Consider the following 22,534-nt stretch of genomic DNA (forward strand, 5'->3'; position numbering starts at 1 on the left):
GCTCGTACTTCAATCGGCATGGTCCAGCCGCCTACCGGTATGCGTCGCTCCTCTCGAGATCAGAGAAGGTGACCGGCGATGATGTTCTTCTGTATTTCGCTCGTCCCGTCGTAGATCTTCGTGATCCGAGCGTCGCGGTAGAAGCGTTCGACCGAGTGATCCGAGACGTATCCCGCACCGCCGTGTACCTGCAGTGCTTCGTCGGTGACGTCGACCGCACGCTCACTCGCGAACAGCTTCGCCATCGAGGCCAGCCGCGTCGCACGGCCCTCGTCGCCCGACTCGAGGGCGGCCCCGGCGCGGTACGCGAGCGAACGCGCTGCTTCCACGCTGGTTGCCATCTCCGCGATCTGGTGGCGTATCGCCTGGAACTCCGAAATCCGTCGATCGAACTGCTCGCGCTCGGTGGCGTAGGCGATCGAATCCTCGAGAGCCGCCCGTGCGACGCCGACCGCCTGAGCCGCCACGTCGGCACGCGCACTCGCAAAAAACCGCATTAACTGATAGAAGCCCCGGTCGATCTCGCCAACGACGTTACGTTCGGGGACGCGGAGTCCGTCGAGGACGATCTCTGCGGTGTCCTGCGCTTCGATCCCGAGTTTGTTCGTGATCCTCGTCGCCTCGTAGCCGTCGACGTCAGTGGGCGTGAGGAAGGCGGTGATACCACCGTGCCCGTTCTCGGGCGACGTTTTGGCCATGATAATCGTCACGTCGGCCACGCTGCCGTTCGTGATCCACATCTTCCGACCGTCGATCACCCACTCGTCGCCATCTTTCGTCGCACGAGTCTCCATCCCCGCCACGTTCGACCCGTGCGCGGGCTCCGAGATACCGGTCGCGATCGGGGTCTCGCCGGCGGTAATCTTCGGCAACCACTCCTCGCACTGGCGCTCGTCACCGTACTCGACGAGCATTCCGGTACCGAAATCCGCTGCCGAAATCGAGCCACCGATTCCCGGATCCGCGCGCCAGAGCTCCTCCGTGACGATCAGCGTCGAAATCGGGCCCATCCCGGCACCGCCGTACGATTCCGGAACGTGCGGTGCCACGAAGTCGAGTTCGGCCGCTTTCGCCAGGAGATCAGAGGGATATCGCTGGTCGGCCTCGTACTCCTCAGCGACGGGTCGGATCTCGGCCTCCCCGAACTCCCGGACCGCGTCTCGAATTGCCTGTTGTTCCGCAGTGAGCTGGAATGACATACGTCGTTCTCGAGAGTAGAGGTCGTCAAACCTTGGGAGGCGGAAAGCGGGAGAGAGGCGAATCGACCGACGGTCGTCGTCACTCTCGCAGTTCGCGCAACGTCTCTCGACCCGGGGCGATCAGTTCGTCGAGAGCGCTCGCGAGCGTTCCCTTCGCGTCCGCGGGGTGGAGTTCGCCCGACTCGAGGTCCGCGGCCAGTTCGTCGTACGCATCGTAGGTCAGGTCGCCGCCGTACTTCTCGGGCCGCTCGACGACGACCTCGTCGAAGCGCGGGAAGACGTGGTACTCGAAGAGTTCGAGGACGGGGTTCTCGAGGTCGCCCTCCGGATCGCGGGTCGGCGGGCAAAAGGCCGCGTTGACCTTCTCTTCGATGTCCTCGGTGGAGTCCTCCATCGAGATGGTGACGCCCTCGCTCGAGGACATCTTCCCGTCGCCGCTGGTGAGGTCAGCGATGATGGGCGTGTGAAGGGCCGGCCGAACCTCGTACCCGAGTTCGGGGAGCTTCTCGCGGGCGAGCATGTGAACCTTGCGCTGGTCCAACCCGCCGACGGCCAGATCGAGATCGAGATACTCGATGTCCAGCGTCTGCATCAGCGGGTAGACGAGGTGACTCACCTTGGCCGTCTCGCCGCCCTGAATCTCCGCCATCGCGCGCTGGGCGCGATTCATCGTCGTCTCGACTTCGAGAGTGTGGAGGTCGAGCACGTAGTCCTCGTCGAGTTGGAACTCGGAGCCGTAGACGAACTCCGTGGTCTCTTCCTCGAGACCGTACGCGAGGAACTGGGCTTTCATCTGCTCGGCGGTGTCGCGAATCTCCTCGAACGTCCCCTTCCCGTTGAGGTAGGCGTGGACGTCCGCCAGCAGAATAACGACGTCCAGTCCGGCGTCCTGGAGATCGATGAGCTTGTTCGCCGTCAGCAAGTGGCCCAGGTGGAGTACGCCGGAGGGCTCGTAACCGACGTAGACCCGTTTCCCCGCGGGCTCCGCCGCGAGGTCGCGGACCTCCTCGTCGGTAACGACCTCCTCGGCGTTTCGCGTGATCAACTCGTAGGCGTCCATGTGTGGACTGAAACCGGAGGAGGAATTTATACCTCCTGAAAGGCGTTCGTCCCGACGCGGTTCGGACGCATCGCGGAGGCGCTCGGTGACACGGAGATGGGGCCCCGGCCCGCGGCGAGCGATCTACGCACGATACCCGAGATCGACCAGTCGCTCGGTGGCTCGCTCGCCGACCGAACCGGCCGCGTTGATGGGGCCCTCCGTAATCGATCGCCGAGGGCCGTTTTCGACGACGGCCCACGGGACCGTCGTGAGCCCCGCAGTCCGCACGCCTTCCGGATGGCCGTAGATCCGGATCGGGATCGGCCACGCGCGCTCGCCGATCGCGTTCCCGTGATCGGCTGTGATCACACAGCGACCCTCGATGGCGGCGACGAGATCGGTCACGGCCGGAAGCGCGTGGGCCAAGTTCTCACCGTACGCCGTCCACACCGAGTCCAGGTCGACGAGGCCGTGTCTGAGCGCGTCCCACGGGGTGTGGATCGGGTTACGATCCGTGCCCTCCGAAATTTCGTTCGGGTCCCACCCCTCGAATCTGAGATCGGACCGGACGAAGGGGTAGTGCGGTTGCATGAAGTGAGCGATGATCCGCTTGTGCGGATACTCGCGATGGGCACGTTTCGCGGCGGCCGCCACGTCGCCCGGGAGGACGGTTCGTTCCTCCTCGTCGAACGACTCCTTCCAGACCTCGACGAGTTCGTGGAACGAGTCCCCGGCGCGTTTCGAGATGAACGGATTCGCGGTTACGTAGACGGTATCCCCGAATCGCTCCGACGAGAAGGTACGGTCGGCCCACTCCATCGTGGCACTGGCGTTACTCGTCACACGACGGTACGAATCGAACGTCGAGACGTCGGCGTGCGCTTCGAACAGATCCGCTCGACACGCGTCGAGTACGACCAGCGTATCCCAGTCTTCGGCCATCACGTCGATCGCACCGTCGGAGGTGGGATAGACGTGCTCGTGGACGGGGTTGATGATCCGGTCGCGAATCCGGCCGCGCCGCCACCTCGGGTCGTCGTAGTTCGATCGAAGTTCCCGATATGCGGTTCTCAGCGTTTTGCCGAGGGGAGGCATCTGCCGATACTATCGGCGTCTGATCGGATAAAACGAACGGGGGCTCGCAGGTACGAACGACCCGACGTCACGACGAACGGGGGACCAGGCGGATCGAACCCGAGGCGGAGGCGAATCCGATTCCCCCAGGTCGTCGCCGCGAGCGACTCGAGCCAATCGACCGTCGCGGTCGCGACTGTCCCGACCGTCCGGAGCGATGTGACGGGCGCACTCCCGGTTCGACGACGCCACGACGGTTCAGAGGTCGCCCGACCGGATCCGCTCTTCGGCGTTCTCGAGCGCGCGGTCCCGGTCGAAGTCCGCGACGATCGCCTCGAGGTCGGCCTCGTCGACGTCGGCCAGTTCCCGGGCGTGCTCGGTCACGTTCGGCACCGCACGGATGATGTTGTCGACGATCGGCACGTCGGCCACCTGCGGCGAGCGCGACAGCGGGTTGAGGTCGATCACGATCTCGGTCTTGCCCATCTCGTCTAGCGCCTCGGCGCGATCGCCGTCCTCGAGCGGGACGAGTACCACGTCCGCCTCGTAGATTCCGTCGGCGTCGACCTTCGACCGTTCGTGGTCCAGATTCGGGATGTGAGCGTCGGCCTCGAGTCCTTTCACCTCGTCCGCGCCGTGCTCGCGCAGGTGGTCGGCGATGGCCTCGATCCGCTCGGGAGTCCGATTGAAGAGATTTACCTCGAGGTCGGCGCTCGTGGCAGCGGCGAGGTCGACCATCTCGCCGGGAACCAGCGCCGCGACGTTGCCGTTGATCGAGAGGACGGGACGGTCCGCGAGGAGGAGGTGGGCTGCGGCCGCTCGTTCTGCGTCGTCGGCGCTGGGGATGGTCTCCTCGCCCAGCAGGTAGTCGAACGCGCTGCCCCGACCCTCGGCGTGCATCCCCTGGAGGTGCGTGATTCCCTTCTCGACGCCCGCCTCGATTCGATGGCGGGTGAGCAGGTCCTGGTATCTGGGATGGTCCTCCGGGATCTCCTCTTCGTGCTCGACGTCGGCGGAGACGGTGTCGTAATCGCTCACGATCGATCACTGGATTCGGTCGATAAAAAACGGCCCGATCGGTCGTCGTCCGGGTGCCGTCGCCGCCGCGGGGCGCTTCGACGCCGAGTCGTTCGAATCGTCGTCCGCCTCGGAGCGCGGAGACCGGTACCGTTTCGGCGATCCCGCCGCCCGTATAAATAGGCGATAGGGTTCGTGCTCAGATACACGTTCGTCTCGACCCCACTCGAGAACATGGCCACACAACAGCGGGAGCAACGCGGGGACACGCCGAACGGCGACGACTCGACCGACGATGGGTACGAGGACCACCTCGAGCGCAGTCGGACGGTGTGGGATCGCTGGAGCGACCACTACACGATGAGCGAGAACGATTTCGAACCGATCCGCGAGCGGGCGATCGATCGACTGGCCCTCGAACCCGGAGATCGCGTGCTCGAGGTCGGCTGCGGTCCGGGCGTTAACTTCGAGCGAGTGCGTGGCGAAATCGGCGCGGACGGCGAACTCGTCGCCGTCGATTACAGCCCGGGAATGCTCGCAAACGCGCGAGAGCGGGTCGAGGGTCGCGGCTGGGAGAACGTTCGGCTGCGACGAGCCGACGCGACGACGGCCGAGTTCGACGAGCCGTTCGATGCGGCACTCGCGACGCTTTCTCTCTCCGTCATGCCCGACGTCCGCCGTGCCACGAAGACCGTTTACCGGTCGCTGGTCCCCGGCGGACGGGCCGCGGTCGTCGACGTCCGGCCGGTTCCGAGCGGTCCCGCTCGAGTCTTGAACCCCCTCATCTGGCGGTTCTTTCGCTGGTATGCGAACTGGAACCCCGACGGCGATGTCACGGCGTCGATCGCCGCCGTCTTCGACGACTTCGAGATCGTCGACACCGCCTTGGCCGGCACCGCGTACGCGGCGATCTGTACGAAACGAAACGGGGACTGATCCGTCCCGACCGATAACAGTCGTCGAAACGATGTACCCTCGGCTCACCGGACGGCGGCCAGCGAGAACCCGCCGGCCGCGAATTCGCGAGCGGGGTGTGTACTGCCTTTCAACGACTACTACGGCCCTCCCTCGAGCACTCGTTCGACCGCGTTCGCTTCGCCGCGACGGACCAGTTCCGAGGCGGTCGAGACGGCACACCCGAGTTCGTCCGCGACGGCCTCGATCCCCTCCCGCCGGGGGATTTCGTAGAATCCGACGTTTCGGGCGGCCTGGAGCGCTGTCAACTGTCGATCGGAAACGGGCGTCTCGGTAACCGTTACGTCGTCGCTCACCCAGCGGACGTCGACCGTCACGTCCGCGGAGAGGTCGTCGACGACGCCGGTTAGATCCGCCGCACAGCCGACGATCGTCATCCGAACCGACCGATCGGACCGGATCTCGATCGGCGGCACGACCACGACGGTGTCCTGAGAGAGCGCGTTCAGCAACGACAGCCCCTCGGACTGGAGTTCGCGACGGAGATACAGAAAGAACCCGTCCTCGGACGGCGTCATGTCGTACTCGACGACCGGTTCGTGCTCGAGCAACAGCGCCTCGTAGGTCTCAGGGTCGCCGTAGACGAACGAGGTTATCGTCTCCACGCCGTCCACCGCTTGCCCGCCGACGATGATCTCGCGATCGAGATCCGGGGACGAACAGATGCCGTCGTGTATCGGAGGCGTCGTCTCTCTCGTGAACGCGAGTTCGAGACGCATCGATTTCATGATTCGAAATCGCGCTCGTTTGCTATAAATTCACGATCGGTATCGCCTTCGAACGGCTATCCGACGATCTACACCGTCTCCTCGAGCGTCCGCTCGAGAGCCGTTTCGAGCCGATGACACACGTCGTCCATCCGAATCGGCCTCGCCGAGTCGCGGAGCGTCGATCGAAAGCAGAATAGTTCGGTTGGCAGGCGGCTTCTCGCGCCGAAGGTGGCGTTACTCCGTGAACGTGATCCAGCCTTCGGGCGCCTGTGCCTTCACGTCGTTCATCGCCTCCCGGGCGGCGGTCCGGGTCTCGTAGGTCTGCGTGCTCTCTGCCATCGTGGACCCGAACCCGTCGATCAGCTGCCAGACCCAGCCGTCTTCGTCGGTGTGGAGTTCGAACGAGACGCTGTCGATCTCGAGGATGCTCGCCGACTCGATTAGCTCGCGCACGTCCGCCAAGGCCTCGCGGGCGTCGTCGGACGTCTCGTGTGCCTCCGACCCGGTCGCGACGGTCCGGCCGTCTTCGTCGATGAGCCGCCAGCGCCAGCGGTCGTCCTCGTCGGCGACGAGTTCGAACGAGGCGACGTCGAAGTCCACCCGGCCGGCCATCGGTGCGAGCTGGCGGACGACCTCGATCTCGATCACGTCGGCTTCGGGGCCGCGATCCTTCAGGAAGCTCACCGACTCCTCGGCACCGTCGCGCCGGTCGAACTCGCCGGCACAGGCGCCGACGATCGAACCGTCTTCGCGCGCGAGCGTCCACTGCCACGTTCCGTCGCGGTCCTCGTAGAGCCGGAACGCCGACGTCGTCAGCTCCATCAGGCCAGCGGAGCTGATCTGGGACTTGACGCACTCGATGCCCTCCGTGGCGTCCGGCCGCGTCACCGCACTTTCGTTGCTCTGTGACAGCGCCTCGAGGTGAAGCACGTGCCACTTCCAGTCGCCGTTCTCGTCCCGGAAGACGGCGAACTGAGCGCTTTCCATGGCATCGCCGGTGAGAATCGGCGGGTCCTCGGTCTGTCCTTCCTCCTCGACGAACATCCCTCGCTGTCCCGTGAGGACGGGAACGAGAGCCGTGACCCCCGCGACGATCCCGATCCCGAACGTGTAGACGGAAATTACTTCCACGCTGTAGTCCGTCCCGAGGGCTCGCCAGTTGTACGGGTAGGCCCACCCGAAGAACCCCACGCCCGCAAACGAGACGAGCAGGCCGACGAAACTGGCCTGGATCCCTCGCTTTCGCACCGGCAACATCAGTACGATACCGAACAGGCAAAACGCGAGCCCAGTCGCCGCCGTGATACCGGAAATCTTGATCAGCGTGTAGGAGTTCGCTTCGCCCGCGTATCCGACGACGAAGGTTGCGACGCCGGCTGCCCCGACGATGTACCCGACGATGAACAGCCAATAGCCGTACACGTCCTTGCTCGAGTCGGGTTCACCGACGTAGTGTTCGTACAACTGAAACAAGCTTTGGTGAATGTCAGTTCGTGAAGCCATCGCCAGACTTGACCGGATAACTTGAACGCACCATAATGAAGTTCTGGCCACCAATTTATTATCTGTCATATAAGATGGGAGTAACATCGATGGCGCTCGCCAATTACCGCCGAAAACGGATTCGGTCGGTTAACGGACTCAATTCGGCGGGAAAAGCCTTCTAACGGCCAAGAGTATCAGTCAAGATATGGAGTTTTCGGAGTGAGGGGATTCCCTCAGAAGTCGTCCCGCGAACGGCGTGTCGAACGAACCAAATTACATGTCCGTCTATCAATTCGACTGCGACACGTATGCTCGAGTTGATAGATGCCGGACGGTTCTACCGCAACATGGCACCGGCCGGATGGGTCGCACAGACGGACGGGTCGTAGCCGGCGTCGGACAGCCCCGTCCCGAGCGCGAACACGGTCTCCCCGAGCATGGCCATCGAGGCCTGGCCGTCGACGTCCGACACGTCGGCGATCGTCTCCGTGACGCGCTCGGTAAGCAGGTCCGCATCGCGGGCGAACAGCCGTGAGGCGTACACGAACGACAGAAGGGTCGGCTCCTCGACGATCCTGGCGAGGGCCTCCCTCCCGGCGGCCGTCAGCTGGTCCGTGTCCTCGGAGAGGACGTCGGCCGTCGACAGTCCGCCGAACGAAACGTATTCCACGCGCGCCCGCTCCGGAATCGCGTCCAGTTGGTTGTTCTGTGGACCGCCGGGCTCCAGGCGGATCGGGACGCCGCCGTGAGCCTGCGCGACCACGTCGCCGAGCCCGGTCCCCGCCTGTACCTCCGCGCCGTGGGCGATCGTCACGAGTTCGTTCATCGAGAGCGTGCGCTCGAACACCCGGTTCGCCGCGAGCGCCGTCCCGAGCGCCAACGCACCCGAGACGCCGAATCCCGCCCCCAGCGGTAACTCGGATTCGGCCTCGACGCGTGCGGTCGCGTCGAGCGTCTCGAGAACGGTCGTCACCGGTTCGACGTCGATTTCAGTCCCGTCGAGTACGACGGTCGATTCGTCTCCTGTCGCTGGTTCGACCGTCAATTCGACACCGTCCGTCAGCGTCAGTCCCGCACCTCGGGAACCGGCTCTGGTCGGATCCTCGTCCGGGTGAGCGCTGAAAAAGCCGGTGATGTGTCCGGGTACGAACGCCGTCGCCTCCTCACGCATTACGCCTCCGCGTTTCGGCCCAAACGGTATAACGTTGAAGATTCCCGCGTCGGAATACGCGCGGTCCAGGACGAACGCCGACGCCGGTGATCTCGCGGGGAGAGGGGGATCGGAGGCCCCACGCGCTCCCGCTCGACGGGTCGCGGTGAGCCCGACGGGCTCAGCCGCTGGCGGTCTCGCGAGACGTCTTCGTCTAGGGACTCAGACGCTGCCGATCTCGCGGGAAGAGGACGGCTTCCCGGATGTTCTCGAGGTCGAGAAGCGTCATGACGAGTCGCTCGCCGCCGAGGCCGAAGCCGGCGTGGGGCGGCATGCCGTACTTGAACATCTTCGTGTAGTATTCGAACTGGTCGGGATCGAGCCCCTGCTGTTCGAAGCCCTCGATGAGGGTATCGTACCGGTGTTCGCGCTGCCCGCCGGACACCAGTTCCATGCGGGGGTGCATCAGATCGAACCCGGTCGACAGGTCCGGATCGTCGTCGTGATCCTTGATGTAGAACGGCTTGATTTCGCTCGGCCAGTCCGTGATGAAGTAGTGACCGCCGACGTCCTTCCCGAGGGCCTTTTCGCCTTCCGTCGGGAGGTCGTCCCCCCAGACCAGTTGCTCGTCGAGTTCGCCCGTCGCGTTGATCCGCTCGATCGCCTCCTCGTAGCTGAGACGCGGGAACGCCTCGTCAGGGACGTCGAACTCGTCTTCGAGACCCATCGCCTCGAGTTGGCGACCGCAGTTCTCCTCGACCGCTTCGTAGGCGGCCGTTACGACACCCTCGACGACGTCCATGGCATCGTTCTGGTCGCAGAACGCCCCCTCGAAGTCGATCGAGGTCGCCTCGTTCAGGTGTCGGGGCGTGTTGTGCTCCTCCGCGCGGAAGATCGGTCCGATCTCGAAGACGCGTTCGACGTTCGAGCCCGCGATGAGCTGCTTGAACAGTTGCGGGGACTGGTTCATGAACGCCTCTTCGCCGAAGTAGGTGATCGGGAAGAGTTCCGTGCCGCCTTCGGTCCCGGTGGCGACGATCTTCGGCGTGTTGATCTCCGTACAGTCGAACTCCCGGAACCGCTCGCGGACCGCGCGCAGGATCTCCGCGCGGACCTCGAAGACTGCCTGGACGTCGTCCTTGCGCAGATCGAGCGTGCGGTTGTCCAGACGCGTCGAGAGGTCGGCGTCGACCTTGCCGGACGGATCGAGCGGCAGTTCGGGATCGGCGGGCGCGACGACCTCGACCGACTCAGGCGAGATCTCGACGCCCGTCGGCGCGCGCGGTTCCTCTTCGACCGATCCGGAAACCGTGACGACGCTTTCGCGGGACGCGTCGAGGCCCGTCTCGACCAGTTCGTCGTCCATCTCGTCTTTCTCGAATTTGATCTGGATCTTGCCGGTGGTATCCCGGAGGATCAGGAACGCGATGCCCCCGAGGTCGCGAATCTCGTGGACCCAGCCGGCGACGGTGACCTCGTCGCCCGGCTCGGCGTCGGCAGTATAGGTTCTGTCCTGCATACCTCCCGGTTATCGTAGCCGGAACTTAAGCGCAGTCGTTCCGACTCGAGAGTTCGCCGACGGTTCGGTCAGTACGGCGTCACCGAGGCGTTCGTCCGTTGGAACTCGCCGACGTTTCTGGTGACCACGGGTTTGTTCGCCTCGACGGCCGTCGCCGCGATCATCACGTCGATCGCACCGATCTGTCGGCCTCGGTCTCTGAGTTCCCGCTGTTCTTCCATCGCTCGACGGGATTCCGCAAGGCCATACGGAAGGACGTCTACTCGCTGTACGATCGACTCGAACCGGTCTCGGTCGGTGGCCGAGAGGCCGAATCCGACCTCCGAAACGGTGAGCGTCGAAACTGACGCACTTCGCCAGTCGAATTCGTCCAGTTTCGCGATCGCGGCCGCGTCTTCGGCGAAGAGATCGATGAGAAAGCAGCTGTCTAAGACGACCATCTACTGGTTCTCCTCAGGCCGTCTCGACTCAGAGTCATCGAACCGCTCGTTTACGTCCGCACGAAACTCCTCTGACCGTCTTCTGACCGCCGCTGCTTCGTCGTTATCGAGGAGACCGATCAGTTCACGCAGCGGATTCGTGTCGTCCTCGGCGAGCAGGCGATCGATAGCGTCGCTGAAGCTCTCACCGTCCCGTTTCTCTCTATCGAGACGGCGATAGGTTTCATCTTTCAGGCTGACCGTCTTGCTTCCCATCTGTGCATCTATTGTTTCTCAGTTGTGCTTATGTATATTTCGCTGCTACCCCTTACCGACCATACCGTATTTGAGTTTTGACGACGGCCGTTCGATATGGACGAACTCGAGCGACTCGCGACCGAGGTACAGCGCGCGGAGACGGTCGTCGCGTTTACCGGCGCGGGGATCTCGGCACCCTCCGGCGTGCCGACCTTCCGGGGCGACGACGGCGTCTGGGAGAACTTCGACGAGGGGCAGTTCGCCTACGGTCGGTTCCAGCGCGACCCCGAGGGGTTCTGGGCGGACCGCGTCGAGTTACAGCGCGAACTGTTCGGCGAGGAGTACCGACCCAACGCGGCTCACGAGGCGCTCGCCTCGATGGGGCGAGACGGCCATCTCGAGGCCATCCTCACGCAGAACACGGACGGCTTACACGCCGAGGCCGCGGCATCGATCGACGACGGATCGGGGTCTGGCGGGGACGGAACAGACACCGCAGACGGGCGCGAAACGACCATCCTCGAGATTCACGGCAACTCCCAGCGGGTTCGCTGTATCGAGTGTGGGACCCACAGCGACGCCGATCCGATCTTCGAGCGCGTCGTCGGGGGCGAACGCCCGCCGACGTGCGAGTGCGGCGGCGTCTTCAAACCCGACGTCGTCCTCTTCGGGGAGCGACTTCCCGAGGCGGTCTTCCAGCGCGCCCGCTCGCTCGCCCGCGAGAGCGACGTCTTCCTCGCGATCGGCTCCTCGCTCGTCGTCGAGCCCGCCGCCTCGCTGCCGCGACTCGCCGCGTCCTCGGGAGCGACGGTCGGACTCGTCAACCTCGAATCGACCCCGTGTGACGACACCGCCGACGTGGTCATCCGCGACGACGTGACGGCTGCCCTCCCGCGGCTCCGAGACCGCCTCGAGCGGCTGAGCGAGTGAGCGGGACCGTCGCGGCTCGAACGGGTGCCCGGACGTCGGGATGCGCGTTCCGGACCGCGAGCCGGTCGGCCGGTATCACGACTTCCACCCGGTCGGGAGCGTACTGGCGCTCGAGGTCGACATCCGCCGGCGGCAGCGTCGAGGGTCGGTCCGGGTACGAGCGCGGGCGACGACGCCTCGAACGCTGCGAAGGGCTCGAGCGCGGTCGTGCGCCGCGAAGAGACAGAACGGTTCAGGCCGCCGATCAGGATGCTGATCGAGAACGAGCGATCGGAATCTACGCGTCGTTGGCCGCGGCCACGGTTTCCCGAACCGCCTCGATTCCTTCGTCGTGTGCGAGATCGCCGACGACGATGACGTCTGCGTACTGAGCCATCGAATACGCCGAATCGTAGTCGTGGATTCCACCGCCGTAGAACACCGTCGCTTCGTCGGTCGCGTTTGCGGCCGCCTCGACGACGCCTTCGTCGCCGAGCATACCGGAGTACTCGACGTAGACGATTTCCTGACCGAACATGCGCTCGGCGACCGTCGCGTAGGCAGCGACGTCGTCGGCGCCGAGATCACAGTTCGCCTCCGTCAACGTCGCCACGTCGGCTTCGGGATTCAACACGATGTACGCCTCGGTCGTCGTCCGTTCCCAGTCGAGTTCGCCCTCGAGCCGGACCCACTCCTTGTGGGCTTCGGTGATCCAGAACGGAGAGCCGGCGTTGAACACGGTCGGAATGAGATAGCCGTCCAGCACGTCGTCGTCGAGGACGACGTCGGGGCTCGAGGGTTCCAGATAGAGGGCGACGTCGTGTTCGGCACAGGCCTCGATGACGGCGCTCATGTTCTCTCGGGTGACGCCCAACGTGCCGCCGACTTCGATGGCGTCGGTGCCGGTCGCACAGAGATCGCCGTAGGTCACACCCTCGGGTAACTCCTTGTCGGGATCGATCTTGAGAATGTGGTTCCAGTCCTCCCAGGGGGTAGTCATACCGCGTCGTTTCCCGACAACCAGCAAAAACGCTACGGAACGACCCCGTCTCGGACCGTCGCGGTCAGCCACCGTACCCGAGCGGCCTCGACGAGCGGTCTCGAGGACCGTCCGGGCGGGTATTCACGGCGACGACGGTTCGCGATCGAACCGATTCGATCGGCCGCCGCGACCGAGGGGCCGGGGCCCACCCCGGACGGTTGCGGAGCAGTCGGTAGCCGACGCGACCAGCGTGCCGTGTCCTGTGGGCCTGCGCGCGGGCTGGTGGTCAGAGTTGTTCGGCGCTGACAGCCCTGAGCGAACTGTCGTTTTCGACCTCCCAGATCCGCAGGACGAGGTGAGCCTTGCAGTAGTACTCGGCGATCTCGAGTCCGGTGTTGCCGTTCTCGAGGACGAGTTGGCACGTGGCCCCGTTCGAACACTCTGGTGAATGTTCACACATTGGTACTCGTCCCGTCTACTCGGTTCGCAGTCAAGGCTCTGTCGGTGGACGGGGTCGGTCGGCGCAGGCGACGGCCACCCCTGCTATCGATTAGACCCGGTACACTGGGCGATACCACCGACTGCACGTTCAGACACCCTGTCCCATCAGGTGGCTGCGCAGTACGTCCGCTTCCTTGTTTCCCGCCCCCGTGTTGACGATGACGACCGTCTCGTCGCCCGCGAACGCCCCTCGCTCGGCGAGTTCCCACGCACCGCTGGCCGCCGCTGCGGCGCTCGGAATCATCTCGAGTCCGGTCGCCTGGGCGACCCGCACCGCGGCCTCGAGAACGTCCGGGTCGTCCGTCGCGACCGCGCCGCCATCGGTCCGGCGGATCGCCTCGAGGACGCGCGAACTCGCGCCGGGATCGGGTATCTCGAGTTCCCCGCAAATCGTATCGGGGTGCTCGACGGGGTCGTGGTCGTCACGATCGTCGTCGAACGCCGTGACGATCGGCGCACAACCGGACGCCTGGGCGACGTAGAGTGCGGGAAGATCGTCGATCAGGCCCAGTTCACGGAACTCGGTCGCGCCCTTTGCGAGTCCGACGATCCCGGTGCCGGCACCGGTGGGAGACACGATCACGTCCGGAACGGCCCACTCGAGTTGTTCGACGATTTCGTAGAAGACCGTCTTCGCACCCTCGTGGCGGTACGGGGTCTCGGACGCGCGCAGGGAGTACCAGTCGTCGTGTTCGGCCAGTCCCTCCTCGAAGGCCCCGACCGCAGCGTCGAATCGGCCGCCGACGACGTTCATGTCGCCGCCGTGGACGTTGACCATCGCTTTGTTCGTAAATCCGGACCGGGAGGGGAGATACACGTGCGCGTCGAGTCCCGCCCGGCCCGCGTACGCCGCGACGGCCTGACCGCCGTTCCCGGTCGACGGAAGTGCAACGTCGGTCGCGCCGCTCCGAGCGGCCGCCGTCACGGCTACCGATGCCCCGCGGTCTTTGCTCGTCCCCGTCGAATTCCGGCCCTCGTCTTTGAGGAGAACGCGACCGACGCCGAGTTCGTCGGCCAGTTGGGGGCACTCGACGAGCGGAGTCGCTCCCTCGCTCGTCGACACGGCCGACTCGCGTGAAAACGGCAGCAGCTCCGCGTACCGCCACTGCGAGTCGAACGGTCGATCGGCGAGCGCCTCGCGATCGATGTCGATCGCGTCGTACTCGTAGGTCGACTCGAGCGAGCCCCCGCAGTCCGGACAGCGGTGAGATTCCTCGAATGCGTCGACGACGGCCCCGCAGTCGACACACTCGAGTCCGGCGAACGCGTCTGTCGTCTCCATATGCGACTGTACGCGGCTCGGAACTAATGGCTGTCCATCGCCGAGTTGTCACCGGACGAGTCGATCGGCGTCCAGCCAGTAGTCACCGAACGGGTCGATTGGGGCCGGTCGGCCCGGCCCGTCGGCGTCGCTGGGCGCGAGACGCAACGGGCAACGACGAATACAAACGAGAGAACGGAGAGATCAGTTGTCGCCGGTCTTCGACTGCCACTCGTAGTCGCGTCGTTTGGCGGACTTGCCGAACCCACACGACGAACACTCCTTTTTCTTCACGTGATAGGACTTCTCACCGCAGCGACGACACTTGACGTGTGTCGTCTTGTTCTTCTTTCCTTGTGTCGGGGTTCCTGCACCAGTCATGGAGTGATCGACACGACGTTATCGCCGCGTATAATGGTTGTGTCTTCGACCGGCGCTTCCGCTTCGACACCGCCCTCGACGGGGATCGTCACGTCTTCGAGCACCAGATTCATGTGCTGATCGTAGCCGGCGAGGTCGCCGACGTACTCGTCGCCACTTTTGAGCCGTACCGCGACGCGTTCGCCGAGTGACGCCTCGAGTACATCCAGCGGTCGTCCACTCATACGAAACACCGCAGGTGATGGACACTTAATCGTACCGGTCCGGCCGCCGATCCGGGACGGTCGCGGGGAACGTCAGGAACCGCCTACACCCGGTCGAACCGAAAGGGATCGAACGAGGACGAAGACCGGACGGGAAACGGGCAGAACGGCTCTGCGGATGCGGTAATATACTCTTAGCCATCCGTTAGCCATCGCGGGAGACGGATCGGAAACTCCGTCTCACCCGCTCGTCGTCCGTCGCGACTCCGTGAGGGGCGCCTCACGTTCCGACGATCCAACCAAACGGCTAAGTACACACTCGTTGACCGTCGGCGCATGGGCGACAGGAAATTCACCCTCATCGAGTTACACTTCGACGGCGAGGCAGAGTTCGAACTCGGATCGATCGGCAGCGCGCTGCCGATCGGCGGCGCAGAATCCACAGACGTGGAACGCGAACCCGACACCGAAGAGACCGCGGTCGCGGACGAAGAGGCGGGCGGCTCAGGCACGAGCGCCGTCGGTGCGCTGGTCGCGCTCGCCGTTCTCGTCGGCATCGCCGTCGCCGCCAGAAAGTACCGCAGCGACGACGACGAACGACCGGGCCTCGAGACCGAAGAGGAGCCGGACGTCATCGTTAACTGAGTTCTCTCGGTCCGAGGGCCGACCGGCTCGGCGTCGAGCCGCGACTCCCCGTTCCCGCGGTCGGCGCGAGAGCCAGCCCTGGGCGACGATCGTCTCGACCTCCAACCGGCCGACGGCGTCGAGCCATCGGACGCGAGGGAACCGGGCCGAACGCTTTTGCGCTTCCTTCCCGTATCCACAGTCGTGAATCTCTATCGTAGCGCCCGGGTCGTTGCCGGTGCGTCCGGGACCAACGCGATCGACTGGCGGTCGGCCGCCGACGCCGCCAAGGCGGCCACGGAACCCGGTTCACTCGCTCTCGAGCCGGGTGAACGCGAGGCCTACGCCCGCGACGTCCGGGAGGCTCGAGACGCAGTACGGACAGTCTCGGGCGTGGATTTCGACGTCCCCGAGACCGTCGAAATTCAGAATCGCCACCACTGGATCGATGCCAACGTCGCCACGTTCGAGCGGGTCATGAGCGCCCTCGAGACCCACACCGGAACCTTTCCCGGCATCGCCCGAACGATCAACACCGGGACGATGACCGTCATGCTCGCCTTTCTCGGACGGAACGTACTCGGCCAGTACGACCCGCTGCTGCTGGCGGAGACGCCCGCGGACGACCACGCGCTGTACTTCGTCCGGCCGAACATCCTCTCGGCCGCCCACAAACTCGACGTCGATTCCGACCGGTTCCGCCGCTGGATCGCGTTCCACGAGGTCACCCACGCCGCCGAATTCGGCGCCGCACCGTGGCTTTCCGACCACCTCGAGCGGCGCATGCAAGACGGGATCGCGACGCTCTCCGAGGGCTCTTTCAACCGGGAGGCGTTCCGGGACCTCGATGCGGCGATGACCGTCGTGGAAGGGTACGCGGAACTCCTGATGGATCACGCCTTCGACGACGAGTACGAGGACCTCCGCCGCAAACTCGACCAACGTCGCAAGGGACGGGGACCGCTCCAGCGTCTGGTCCGTCGCCTGCTCGGCCTCGGCCTCAAAGAACGGCAGTACGAACGCGGCAAACGCTTCTTCGAACACGTCGTCGCCGTTCGAGACCTCGAGACGGCGAGTCTGGTCTGGGCACACCCGGAGAACCTCCCGTCACAGGACGAACTCGAAGCGCCGGGGACGTGGATCCAGCGCGTCGAACGATAACGGACACTCGATCCTCGAGACGGCCAACGGACACTCGATCCTCGAGACGACGGTGCAGAGAGCCATCTCGAAAATTCGGTCATCGATCGGTCGCTATCCGGAGCAGATACCACAACAACGCGCCACCGGCGACGGAACCGCCGAGTATCGCCGCGGCGATGACCGACAGCGAGGCGCCGCTCTGGAGGGCGATCAGCCCGCCCGACAGCCCGACCAGCAGGACGAACGCGGCTTTGAGTCGATCGGCCCCGTTCGCTCGATTCCACCATCGCGAGGGGCCGCGACGGGGCCCGGGACCGCGGCTCATAACTCATGCGGGGCGCTCACGTGCATCTGCGCGAATTGCCAGTTCGGACCGCCGTTCCGACCGCTGGCGTCCGCCGATCGGTCGATCAGCGTCCCGCTCCATCGGCTGTCGAATCGGTTTCGATCGCCGCCGTCCGTGTCCGTCCACGCCATCGTTACCTCGTCGGCGAACGTCGCGAATCCGTTTCGCTCCGTAACCACGAGATGCCTGCTCTCGATCGTCCAGTTATCGGTCGTTTCCGTCTGCTCTGCGAGGGCGGTGGCCACGTCCGCACCACCGAACAGGGAGTCGCTGATGCCAAATTTGACGGTCGATTCGTCCCGGAGAAAGTAGGGCTCGAGCGGGGCGCCGTCCCGAAGTGCATCGTAGTACTCGCGGACGACCGCCGCGGCGCGTTCGGTCGATACCATGGCCGTGTGGTCGGAGGCCGATCGCAAAGAGTCATCGGGCGCAAACGCATGTGGACCGTCTCGCATACGTGCTCGACGGCAGCGGACTCGAGCGACGCGGCCGCTTCACATGAACCCGCGATCGACTTCGTCCGTCTCGATCAGGTCGTCGAGTTCCGAATTCAGCAACTCCTCGGCCTCCTCAAACTGCTCCGACAGGTCGTCGAGTTCGTCCGGGCGATCGTACTGATCGTACTCCATCGGTCCGAAGGCGGGGCTCTCGACGGCCTCCATCACGTCGTCGAACAAATCCTGTGGACGGGTCGGCGCGTCCGCGTGGGTCTCGAGGACGGTCTGGAGACGCTTCGAGACCGTCTCGGCTTGCGCTTCGTCCTCGGGTGGCGACTGGACCGCAAAGCGGCCGCCCGAGTCCTGTGCCGGAAGGAACGAGCCGATCTCGTCGTCTAGGTTGCGTGCGACGTGCGTCCCGACACCGCGGACCTCGAAGGGGTTTTTCGCGTACGTTTTCAGGAAGAAGACGCCGGCCCGTGGATGCGCAAGGTACATGTCTTCGCCGACACCGCCGGCCCGGTCACCGGCGACCGCACGCCAGTCTTCGGGGTCGACGTCCCGTTCGGTGACGTCCTCGAGTATGTCCTGCCACTCGCGAATCCGCATGGGAGACGGTTGGGACGCCGGAAGAATGAACGTATCGATCGACCCGAAAAACCCCGCGGGCGAATTGGACGCCCCCGCCGGGGCTCTCGAACCAAAAGGAATACGACGGCGCCCCTACCAGATGACGTAACTGACGCTTTCCCCATGTCCGGCCGTCACAAACTCTCGTTCGTCGAACTGTTTCGCGCCGCACCGGCGAAGAGTTCGCTGTTGACGCTCGCACCCATCGCGCTGGCTCTCGGCCAGTTATGCAACAGTTACGTCAACGGCGTTTCGCCGACCGTCGCGATGGGCTTTGCCGTCGTCATGGTAACGTTCGCCGTCGTCGCGACGAGACATCACGCCGCGGAACTCCGTATTCAGTCGCTCGAGGCGGATCACGGGCCCGAGCAAGCCTGACACACGGTATCGGCGTTCGAGGGCACCGAGATCCGAGGGATGGCCCGCCGGGCGCACGGCCGACCGACTCCACTCTTCTCGTGCGTCCGGCTCGAGACGTTGCTCTCGTGCGTCCGGCTCGAGACGCTGCTCTCGTGCGTCCGGCTCGAGACGCTGCTCTCGTGCGTCCGGCTCGAGACAAGACTACGCGCCCGGCCCGGGTTCGGTCACAACCGTCCGCGCTTCGCGGGCTTCGTAGGCGTTGTATCCCGCGACGGCGGTGATCAACAGCCCGGCGACGAGCGTACTCCAGAACAGTCCGCCGGTCATGCCGAGCAACGCGGTCGAGACGATCAGCCAGATGCCGAGGATGGCGATCAGGGACGCGATACCGGTACTGATCGGGATGTCGTTGGTCAACCGGTAGTAGTTGTACCCGGAAGCCGCCAGCACGACGAGGCCGACGAGGACGTCGTTCCACAGCGGCGCCGCTGTGGCCTCGAAAACGAGAACCGACAGGACGACCCACCCGCCGAGGCCGGCGACGAGCAGGCTGAGAACGGACGTCTTTCGCCGGCGTTCCTCGATCGCGATCTGGGTCTGCTCGTCGCGCGGATCGCGGCCGGCGGACGGGAGGGTGTCGTCGCCGGGTTCGGACTCGATGTCGGCGACCGTCTCGTCCCGCCGGTCGATGGGAGCGTCGCCGGTTTCAGCCCCGGTATCGGGTTCGGTCTCGGACCCGCCACTCGTCCGAGGATCGTCGCCGTTGGGGTCACTCATGGCACCGAGCGTACGGTTTACGCTCTCAAAAACTCCCTGTCCGTTGCACCGCTCGAAATCTCTCGAGTGGCTCCGGAAACGGTGGAAAAACGGGATTACCGCCTCGAAAGAGACGATCGGACGAATCGGGGGCGTCGAACGGACGCGGGCCGTCTCCCCCACCGGCCACCGATTCGATCGATCCCGACTCGACGACCGATAGCATTTTTGATCGCTCGCTCGTGACGGTAGGCTGTGTACGTACGCGGAACCGTCGCGGGGGAAGTCGAGGTGCGGACGGTATCGACGAGCTACGGCGAAACCGACCTCGCCGACGTCCCGCTTCGGCTTGCCGACGACGCGCGAACCGACACCACAGCCCCCGCTCGAGGAGACGGAGGGACGCCAGCGGTCGTCGACGGTCGCGAGACGACGACGGTGACGCTCTGGAACAAGTGGACCGAGTCGGCCGAGATGCTCGACCCCGGGATGGAATTGCTCGTGACGAACGCGAAACAAGAGGAGTACCAGGGCGAAACGAAGTTCGCGACGACGGGCGACTCCTACGTCGTCGTGGAACCCTCGTTTCTCGTCAGCGTGACGTCGATCCGAAACTGGGTCCAGTGTCCTCGGCTGTACTACCTGAACAAGCTCTCCGGGGTGCCGTTGAATTATCCCGTCGTGAAGGGGACGCTCGTCCACGAGGTCTTCGGCGACCTGCTGCGCGGCCGAGAGCTCGAGGAGTCGATCGACGCCCGTATCGAGGAGCGGGGGCTCGAACTCGGGCTGCTCGGCGAGACGCCGGACGCCGTCGCCGCCGACGTCCGAGAAAACGCGAAAGCGATCGAGGGCTGGCTCGAGCAGGGCCGGTTGCCCGACGGAGAGCGGGCGGCTGCTACCGCCGAAGATGGGGCCGCCGCCGACAGCACGAAGCGGGCGTTCAGGCCCGCGGAGAGCAGTTGGCGGTCGGAACAGCTTCTCATCAGCGAAACGTTCGGCATCCGCGGGCGGGCCGACGCCGTCCGCCGGGGCGCTCCCGTCGAACTCAAGACGGGCAAGAACCTGCGAAAGGAACCCCGATTCAAGGACAAGGTGCAGGCCGCCTGCTACGCGCTGTTGCTCGAGGAACACGGGGGCGACGTCGATACCGGGACGCTGCTCTACACGAAGAACTCGGCGCTCGATCGCAACGAGGAGACCGGCGACCTCACCCCGGCGAAGGAGTTCTCGATGGGCGACGGCCTCCTGAAGTACGTCGTGCGGTTGCGCAACGAGATCGCGGCGATGGAGACGGCGGGCGATATTCCGACCGGCTACGAGGCCGATTCGAAGTGCGAGTACTGCTTCGAACAGGACACCTGCATGGTCGTCTCCGGCCGACTCGATCAGGAGTCGAAAGCCGGCCAGATCGGGCAGTCGTTGCCCGACGAGGAACTCGAGTACTTCGATCGATTCTACCGCGCGATCGAAGACGAACGCCGGGCGGTCCACCGCGAGTACGCCAAACTCTGGGAGCAAAGCGCACGGGAGCGCGCCGACGACGACCGCGCGCTGATCGACCTCGAGTTCGTCGAGAAACGACCGCTCGAGGGCGGCCGGTGGGAACTCAGAGCGCGCCGGACCGGCGGCGCGACGTCGAAACTGCGAGAGGGGGATCTGGTACTGGCGAGCGACGGCCACCCGGTTCGGGGCGATTCGGAGTTGGCGATGATCGAACGATTAGACGACGTCGTCGTGCTCACGGCAGACGAGCCGGTCGAAGTCACCCGGCTCGACGTCTACCCATCCGAACTGACGACCGACCGGCTGCTCGTCGCGATGCACGACGCGCTCCTGAAAGGTGACGAGCGGCGCAAGGACGTCCTGTTCGGACGTGCGAAACCTGAATTCGGGGCGTGCGACGAAACGTTCATCGACAACAACGATGCCCAGAACGAGGCCGTGCGAAAGGCCGTGAGCGCGCGGGACTGTGCACTGATTCACGGGCCGCCGGGAACGGGAAAGACCTACACGATCGCCCGGGCCATCCGCGCGATGGTCGCGCGCGGTGAGCGCGTCCTGCTGTCGGCGTTTACGAACCGCGCGGTGGACAACGCACTCGAGGCCGTTCTCGATCAACTCGAGGACGAGGTCGACGAAGAACGAGTCGTCCGCGTGGGCTCCGAAAGCGGCGTCCGCGACGACATGCAATCGTATCGCCTCGAGCGGTCGGGGGACCCCGACGACCGGGTGAAAGCCCTGCAGAACGCGCGCGTCGTCGCGGCGACCACGGCGACGTGCGGCTCGCGGGTGATGAAAGAGCAAGCGTTCGACGTCGCGCTCGTCGACGAAGCCGCCCAACTCACGGAACCGGGGACCTGTGCGGCGATCAATCTGGCCGAGCGATTCGTCCTCGTCGGCGACCACGAGCAACTACCGCCGGTGGTTCGTGCCGAGGGCGGGACCGGGAACGACCCGGATTCGCCGAACGGTGACGAGCCGCCTGCGCAGGACCTCACCGAATCGCTGTTCGAACGGCTTGTCGACCGCTACCCCGCGGCCGGCGTCATGCTCGATCGCCAGTACCGGATGAACCAGCGTATCCAGGTGTTCTCGTCGAACGAGTTCTACGACGGCCAGCTCCGGCCCGCGGCGCCCGAGGTCGCAGGCCGAACCCTCGACGATCTCGAGGGCGTCTCCCGCGACGAGTTACCCGAACCGCTCCGAGACCCGGTTTCGTTCGTCGACGTCCGAGGCGACGGCGGTCAGTACACCGATAGCGAGGAGGCTGCGCGGATCGCCGACCTGATCGAGTCGTACGAGTCGGCCGGCCTCGAGCGCGCTCAGATCGGCGTCATCGCTCCCTTCAGGGCGCAGGTCTCGGAGATCTCGAACCACGTCCCCGACGACGTCGCGGTCGACACGGTCGACCGATTCCAGGGCTCGAGCCAGGAAGTGATCGTCGTTTCCTTTACGGCCACCGGCTCGCTCGAGGGGCCGATCTTCGAGGATTACCGCCGGATCAACGTGGCGCTGACCCGGCCCAAACGCGCCCTCGTACTCGTCGGCGATTCCCGGGCGCTCGCGTCCGATTCCGTCTACGAGCGGATGCTCGAGTGGGCGCGTCGGTGACGGGAGCGGCGGGCGGTCACGGCACCTGAAGGAACGTGAAAC

General features: G+C 65.1%; 25 protein-coding genes. 6 read left to right on the forward strand and 19 right to left on the reverse strand.

Annotation, left to right across the window (positions count from 1 at the left end):
* Positions 1-59 precede the first annotated feature (59 nt).
* From NJT13_RS06665 to NJT13_RS06680, 4 genes are all read right to left on the reverse strand, one after another.
* Positions 60-1,199 (reverse strand): acyl-CoA dehydrogenase family protein, encoded by a 1,140-nt coding sequence (locus NJT13_RS06665; protein ID WP_254524790.1) that lies wholly within the window; start codon positions 1,197-1,199, stop codon positions 60-62.
* Between the two features lie 79 nt (positions 1,200-1,278).
* Positions 1,279-2,259: a tyrosine--tRNA ligase gene (locus tag NJT13_RS06670; protein WP_254524791.1), complete on the reverse strand. Its 981-nt coding sequence runs from the start codon at positions 2,257-2,259 to the stop codon at positions 1,279-1,281.
* 123 nt (positions 2,260-2,382) lie between these two features.
* On the reverse strand, positions 2,383-3,336 hold the full coding sequence (locus tag NJT13_RS06675; protein WP_254524792.1) for a hypothetical protein: 954 nt from the start codon (positions 3,334-3,336) through the stop codon (positions 2,383-2,385).
* 237 nt (positions 3,337-3,573) lie between these two features.
* Positions 3,574-4,353 (reverse strand): 4-phosphopantoate--beta-alanine ligase, encoded by a 780-nt coding sequence (locus NJT13_RS06680; protein ID WP_254524793.1) that lies wholly within the window; start codon positions 4,351-4,353, stop codon positions 3,574-3,576.
* Between the two features lie 213 nt (positions 4,354-4,566).
* Here NJT13_RS06680 and NJT13_RS06685 point away from each other — a divergent pair, with 213 nt between their 5' ends.
* Positions 4,567-5,268 (forward strand): class I SAM-dependent methyltransferase, encoded by a 702-nt coding sequence (locus tag NJT13_RS06685; RefSeq protein ID WP_254524794.1) that lies wholly within the window; start codon positions 4,567-4,569, stop codon positions 5,266-5,268.
* A gap of 119 nt (positions 5,269-5,387) precedes the next feature.
* Here NJT13_RS06685 and NJT13_RS06690 read toward each other — a convergent pair whose 3' ends face one another.
* The 6 genes from NJT13_RS06690 to NJT13_RS06715 form a co-directional block, all read right to left on the reverse strand.
* A complete protein-coding gene (locus tag NJT13_RS06690; RefSeq protein WP_254524795.1) occupies positions 5,388-6,035 on the reverse strand; it encodes a helix-turn-helix domain-containing protein in 648 nt (215 codons plus the stop codon).
* A 216-nt stretch (positions 6,036-6,251) separates the two neighbouring features.
* Positions 6,252-7,520 (reverse strand): cell division protein CdpA domain-containing protein, encoded by a 1,269-nt coding sequence (locus tag NJT13_RS06695; RefSeq protein WP_425499790.1) that lies wholly within the window; start codon positions 7,518-7,520, stop codon positions 6,252-6,254.
* A gap of 319 nt (positions 7,521-7,839) precedes the next feature.
* Positions 7,840-8,673: a pantoate kinase gene (locus NJT13_RS06700; protein ID WP_254524796.1), complete on the reverse strand. Its 834-nt coding sequence runs from the start codon at positions 8,671-8,673 to the stop codon at positions 7,840-7,842.
* A gap of 193 nt (positions 8,674-8,866) precedes the next feature.
* Positions 8,867-10,171: an aspartate--tRNA(Asn) ligase gene (gene aspS / locus NJT13_RS06705; protein ID WP_254524797.1), complete on the reverse strand. Its 1,305-nt coding sequence runs from the start codon at positions 10,169-10,171 to the stop codon at positions 8,867-8,869.
* 68 nt (positions 10,172-10,239) lie between these two features.
* Complete coding sequence (locus NJT13_RS06710) at positions 10,240-10,611, reverse strand: type II toxin-antitoxin system VapC family toxin (protein WP_254524798.1); 372 nt, start codon at positions 10,609-10,611, stop codon at positions 10,240-10,242.
* Entirely contained in the window at positions 10,612-10,866 is a 255-nt protein-coding gene (locus tag NJT13_RS06715; RefSeq protein ID WP_254524799.1) for an antitoxin VapB family protein, read from the reverse strand.
* Positions 10,867-10,962: 96 nt separating this feature from the next.
* Here NJT13_RS06715 and NJT13_RS06720 point away from each other — a divergent pair, with 96 nt between their 5' ends.
* Positions 10,963-11,778 (forward strand): SIR2 family NAD-dependent protein deacylase, encoded by an 816-nt coding sequence (locus NJT13_RS06720; protein WP_254524800.1) that lies wholly within the window; start codon positions 10,963-10,965, stop codon positions 11,776-11,778.
* Between the two features lie 277 nt (positions 11,779-12,055).
* Here the strand turns inward: NJT13_RS06720 and NJT13_RS06725 are convergent, their stop codons facing one another.
* The 5 genes from NJT13_RS06725 to NJT13_RS06745 all read right to left on the reverse strand — a co-directional run bounded on the left by NJT13_RS06725 (position 12,056) and on the right by NJT13_RS06745 (position 15,106).
* Positions 12,056-12,757 (reverse strand): phosphoglycerol geranylgeranyltransferase, encoded by a 702-nt coding sequence (locus tag NJT13_RS06725; RefSeq protein WP_254524801.1) that lies wholly within the window; start codon positions 12,755-12,757, stop codon positions 12,056-12,058.
* A 268-nt stretch (positions 12,758-13,025) separates the two neighbouring features.
* A complete protein-coding gene (locus NJT13_RS06730) occupies positions 13,026-13,199 on the reverse strand; it encodes a hypothetical protein (RefSeq protein WP_254524802.1) in 174 nt (57 codons plus the stop codon).
* A gap of 129 nt (positions 13,200-13,328) precedes the next feature.
* Complete coding sequence (locus NJT13_RS06735) at positions 13,329-14,522, reverse strand: threonine synthase (RefSeq protein ID WP_254524803.1); 1,194 nt, start codon at positions 14,520-14,522, stop codon at positions 13,329-13,331.
* 183 nt (positions 14,523-14,705) lie between these two features.
* A complete protein-coding gene (locus NJT13_RS06740) occupies positions 14,706-14,882 on the reverse strand; it encodes a 50S ribosomal protein L37e (RefSeq protein WP_254524804.1) in 177 nt (58 codons plus the stop codon).
* Positions 14,879-15,106 (reverse strand): LSM domain-containing protein, encoded by a 228-nt coding sequence (locus NJT13_RS06745; RefSeq protein ID WP_254524805.1) that lies wholly within the window; start codon positions 15,104-15,106, stop codon positions 14,879-14,881. The genes NJT13_RS06740 and NJT13_RS06745 overlap by 4 nt, the downstream gene beginning before the upstream one ends.
* 315 nt (positions 15,107-15,421) lie before the next feature.
* Here NJT13_RS06745 and NJT13_RS06750 point away from each other — a divergent pair, with 315 nt between their 5' ends.
* Entirely contained in the window at positions 15,422-15,730 is a 309-nt protein-coding gene (locus tag NJT13_RS06750; protein WP_254524806.1) for a hypothetical protein, read from the forward strand.
* Positions 15,731-15,913: 183 nt separating this feature from the next.
* Positions 15,914-16,870 carry a zinc-dependent metalloprotease gene (locus NJT13_RS06755; protein ID WP_254524807.1) on the forward strand — a complete coding sequence of 319 codons (957 nt, stop codon included), beginning with the start codon at positions 15,914-15,916 and terminating at the stop codon, positions 16,868-16,870.
* Positions 16,871-16,949: 79 nt separating this feature from the next.
* On the opposite strand, the gene NJT13_RS06760 is transcribed toward NJT13_RS06755, so the two are convergent.
* The 3 genes from NJT13_RS06760 to NJT13_RS06770 form a co-directional block, all read right to left on the reverse strand.
* On the reverse strand, positions 16,950-17,177 hold the full coding sequence (locus NJT13_RS06760; protein ID WP_254524808.1) for a hypothetical protein: 228 nt from the start codon (positions 17,175-17,177) through the stop codon (positions 16,950-16,952).
* Positions 17,174-17,587 carry a hypothetical protein gene (locus NJT13_RS06765; RefSeq protein ID WP_254524809.1) on the reverse strand — a complete coding sequence of 138 codons (414 nt, stop codon included), beginning with the start codon at positions 17,585-17,587 and terminating at the stop codon, positions 17,174-17,176. Before NJT13_RS06765 ends, NJT13_RS06760 begins: the two co-directional genes overlap by 4 nt.
* Before the next feature lie 105 nt (positions 17,588-17,692).
* On the reverse strand, positions 17,693-18,244 hold the full coding sequence (locus tag NJT13_RS06770) for a hypothetical protein (protein WP_254524810.1): 552 nt from the start codon (positions 18,242-18,244) through the stop codon (positions 17,693-17,695).
* A 144-nt stretch (positions 18,245-18,388) separates the two neighbouring features.
* Between NJT13_RS06770 and NJT13_RS06775 the strand changes: the two genes are divergently transcribed.
* Positions 18,389-18,643, forward strand: a complete 255-nt coding sequence (locus tag NJT13_RS06775) for a hypothetical protein (RefSeq protein ID WP_254524811.1) — start codon at positions 18,389-18,391, stop codon at positions 18,641-18,643.
* A 183-nt stretch (positions 18,644-18,826) separates the two neighbouring features.
* Here the strand turns inward: NJT13_RS06775 and NJT13_RS06780 are convergent, their stop codons facing one another.
* Positions 18,827-19,402 carry a presenilin gene (locus tag NJT13_RS06780; RefSeq protein WP_254524812.1) on the reverse strand — a complete coding sequence of 192 codons (576 nt, stop codon included), beginning with the start codon at positions 19,400-19,402 and terminating at the stop codon, positions 18,827-18,829.
* A 234-nt stretch (positions 19,403-19,636) separates the two neighbouring features.
* On the opposite strand from NJT13_RS06780, the gene NJT13_RS06785 reads away from it, so the two are divergent.
* On the forward strand, positions 19,637-22,492 hold the full coding sequence (locus NJT13_RS06785) for an AAA domain-containing protein (RefSeq protein WP_254524813.1): 2,856 nt from the start codon (positions 19,637-19,639) through the stop codon (positions 22,490-22,492).
* The last annotated feature ends 42 nt before the right edge of the window (positions 22,493-22,534 follow it).

Origin of the sequence: Natrinema caseinilyticum, from assembly GCF_024227435.1 — an archaeon.
In the GTDB taxonomy this organism is placed as follows: domain Archaea; phylum Halobacteriota; class Halobacteria; order Halobacteriales; family Natrialbaceae; genus Natrinema; species Natrinema caseinilyticum.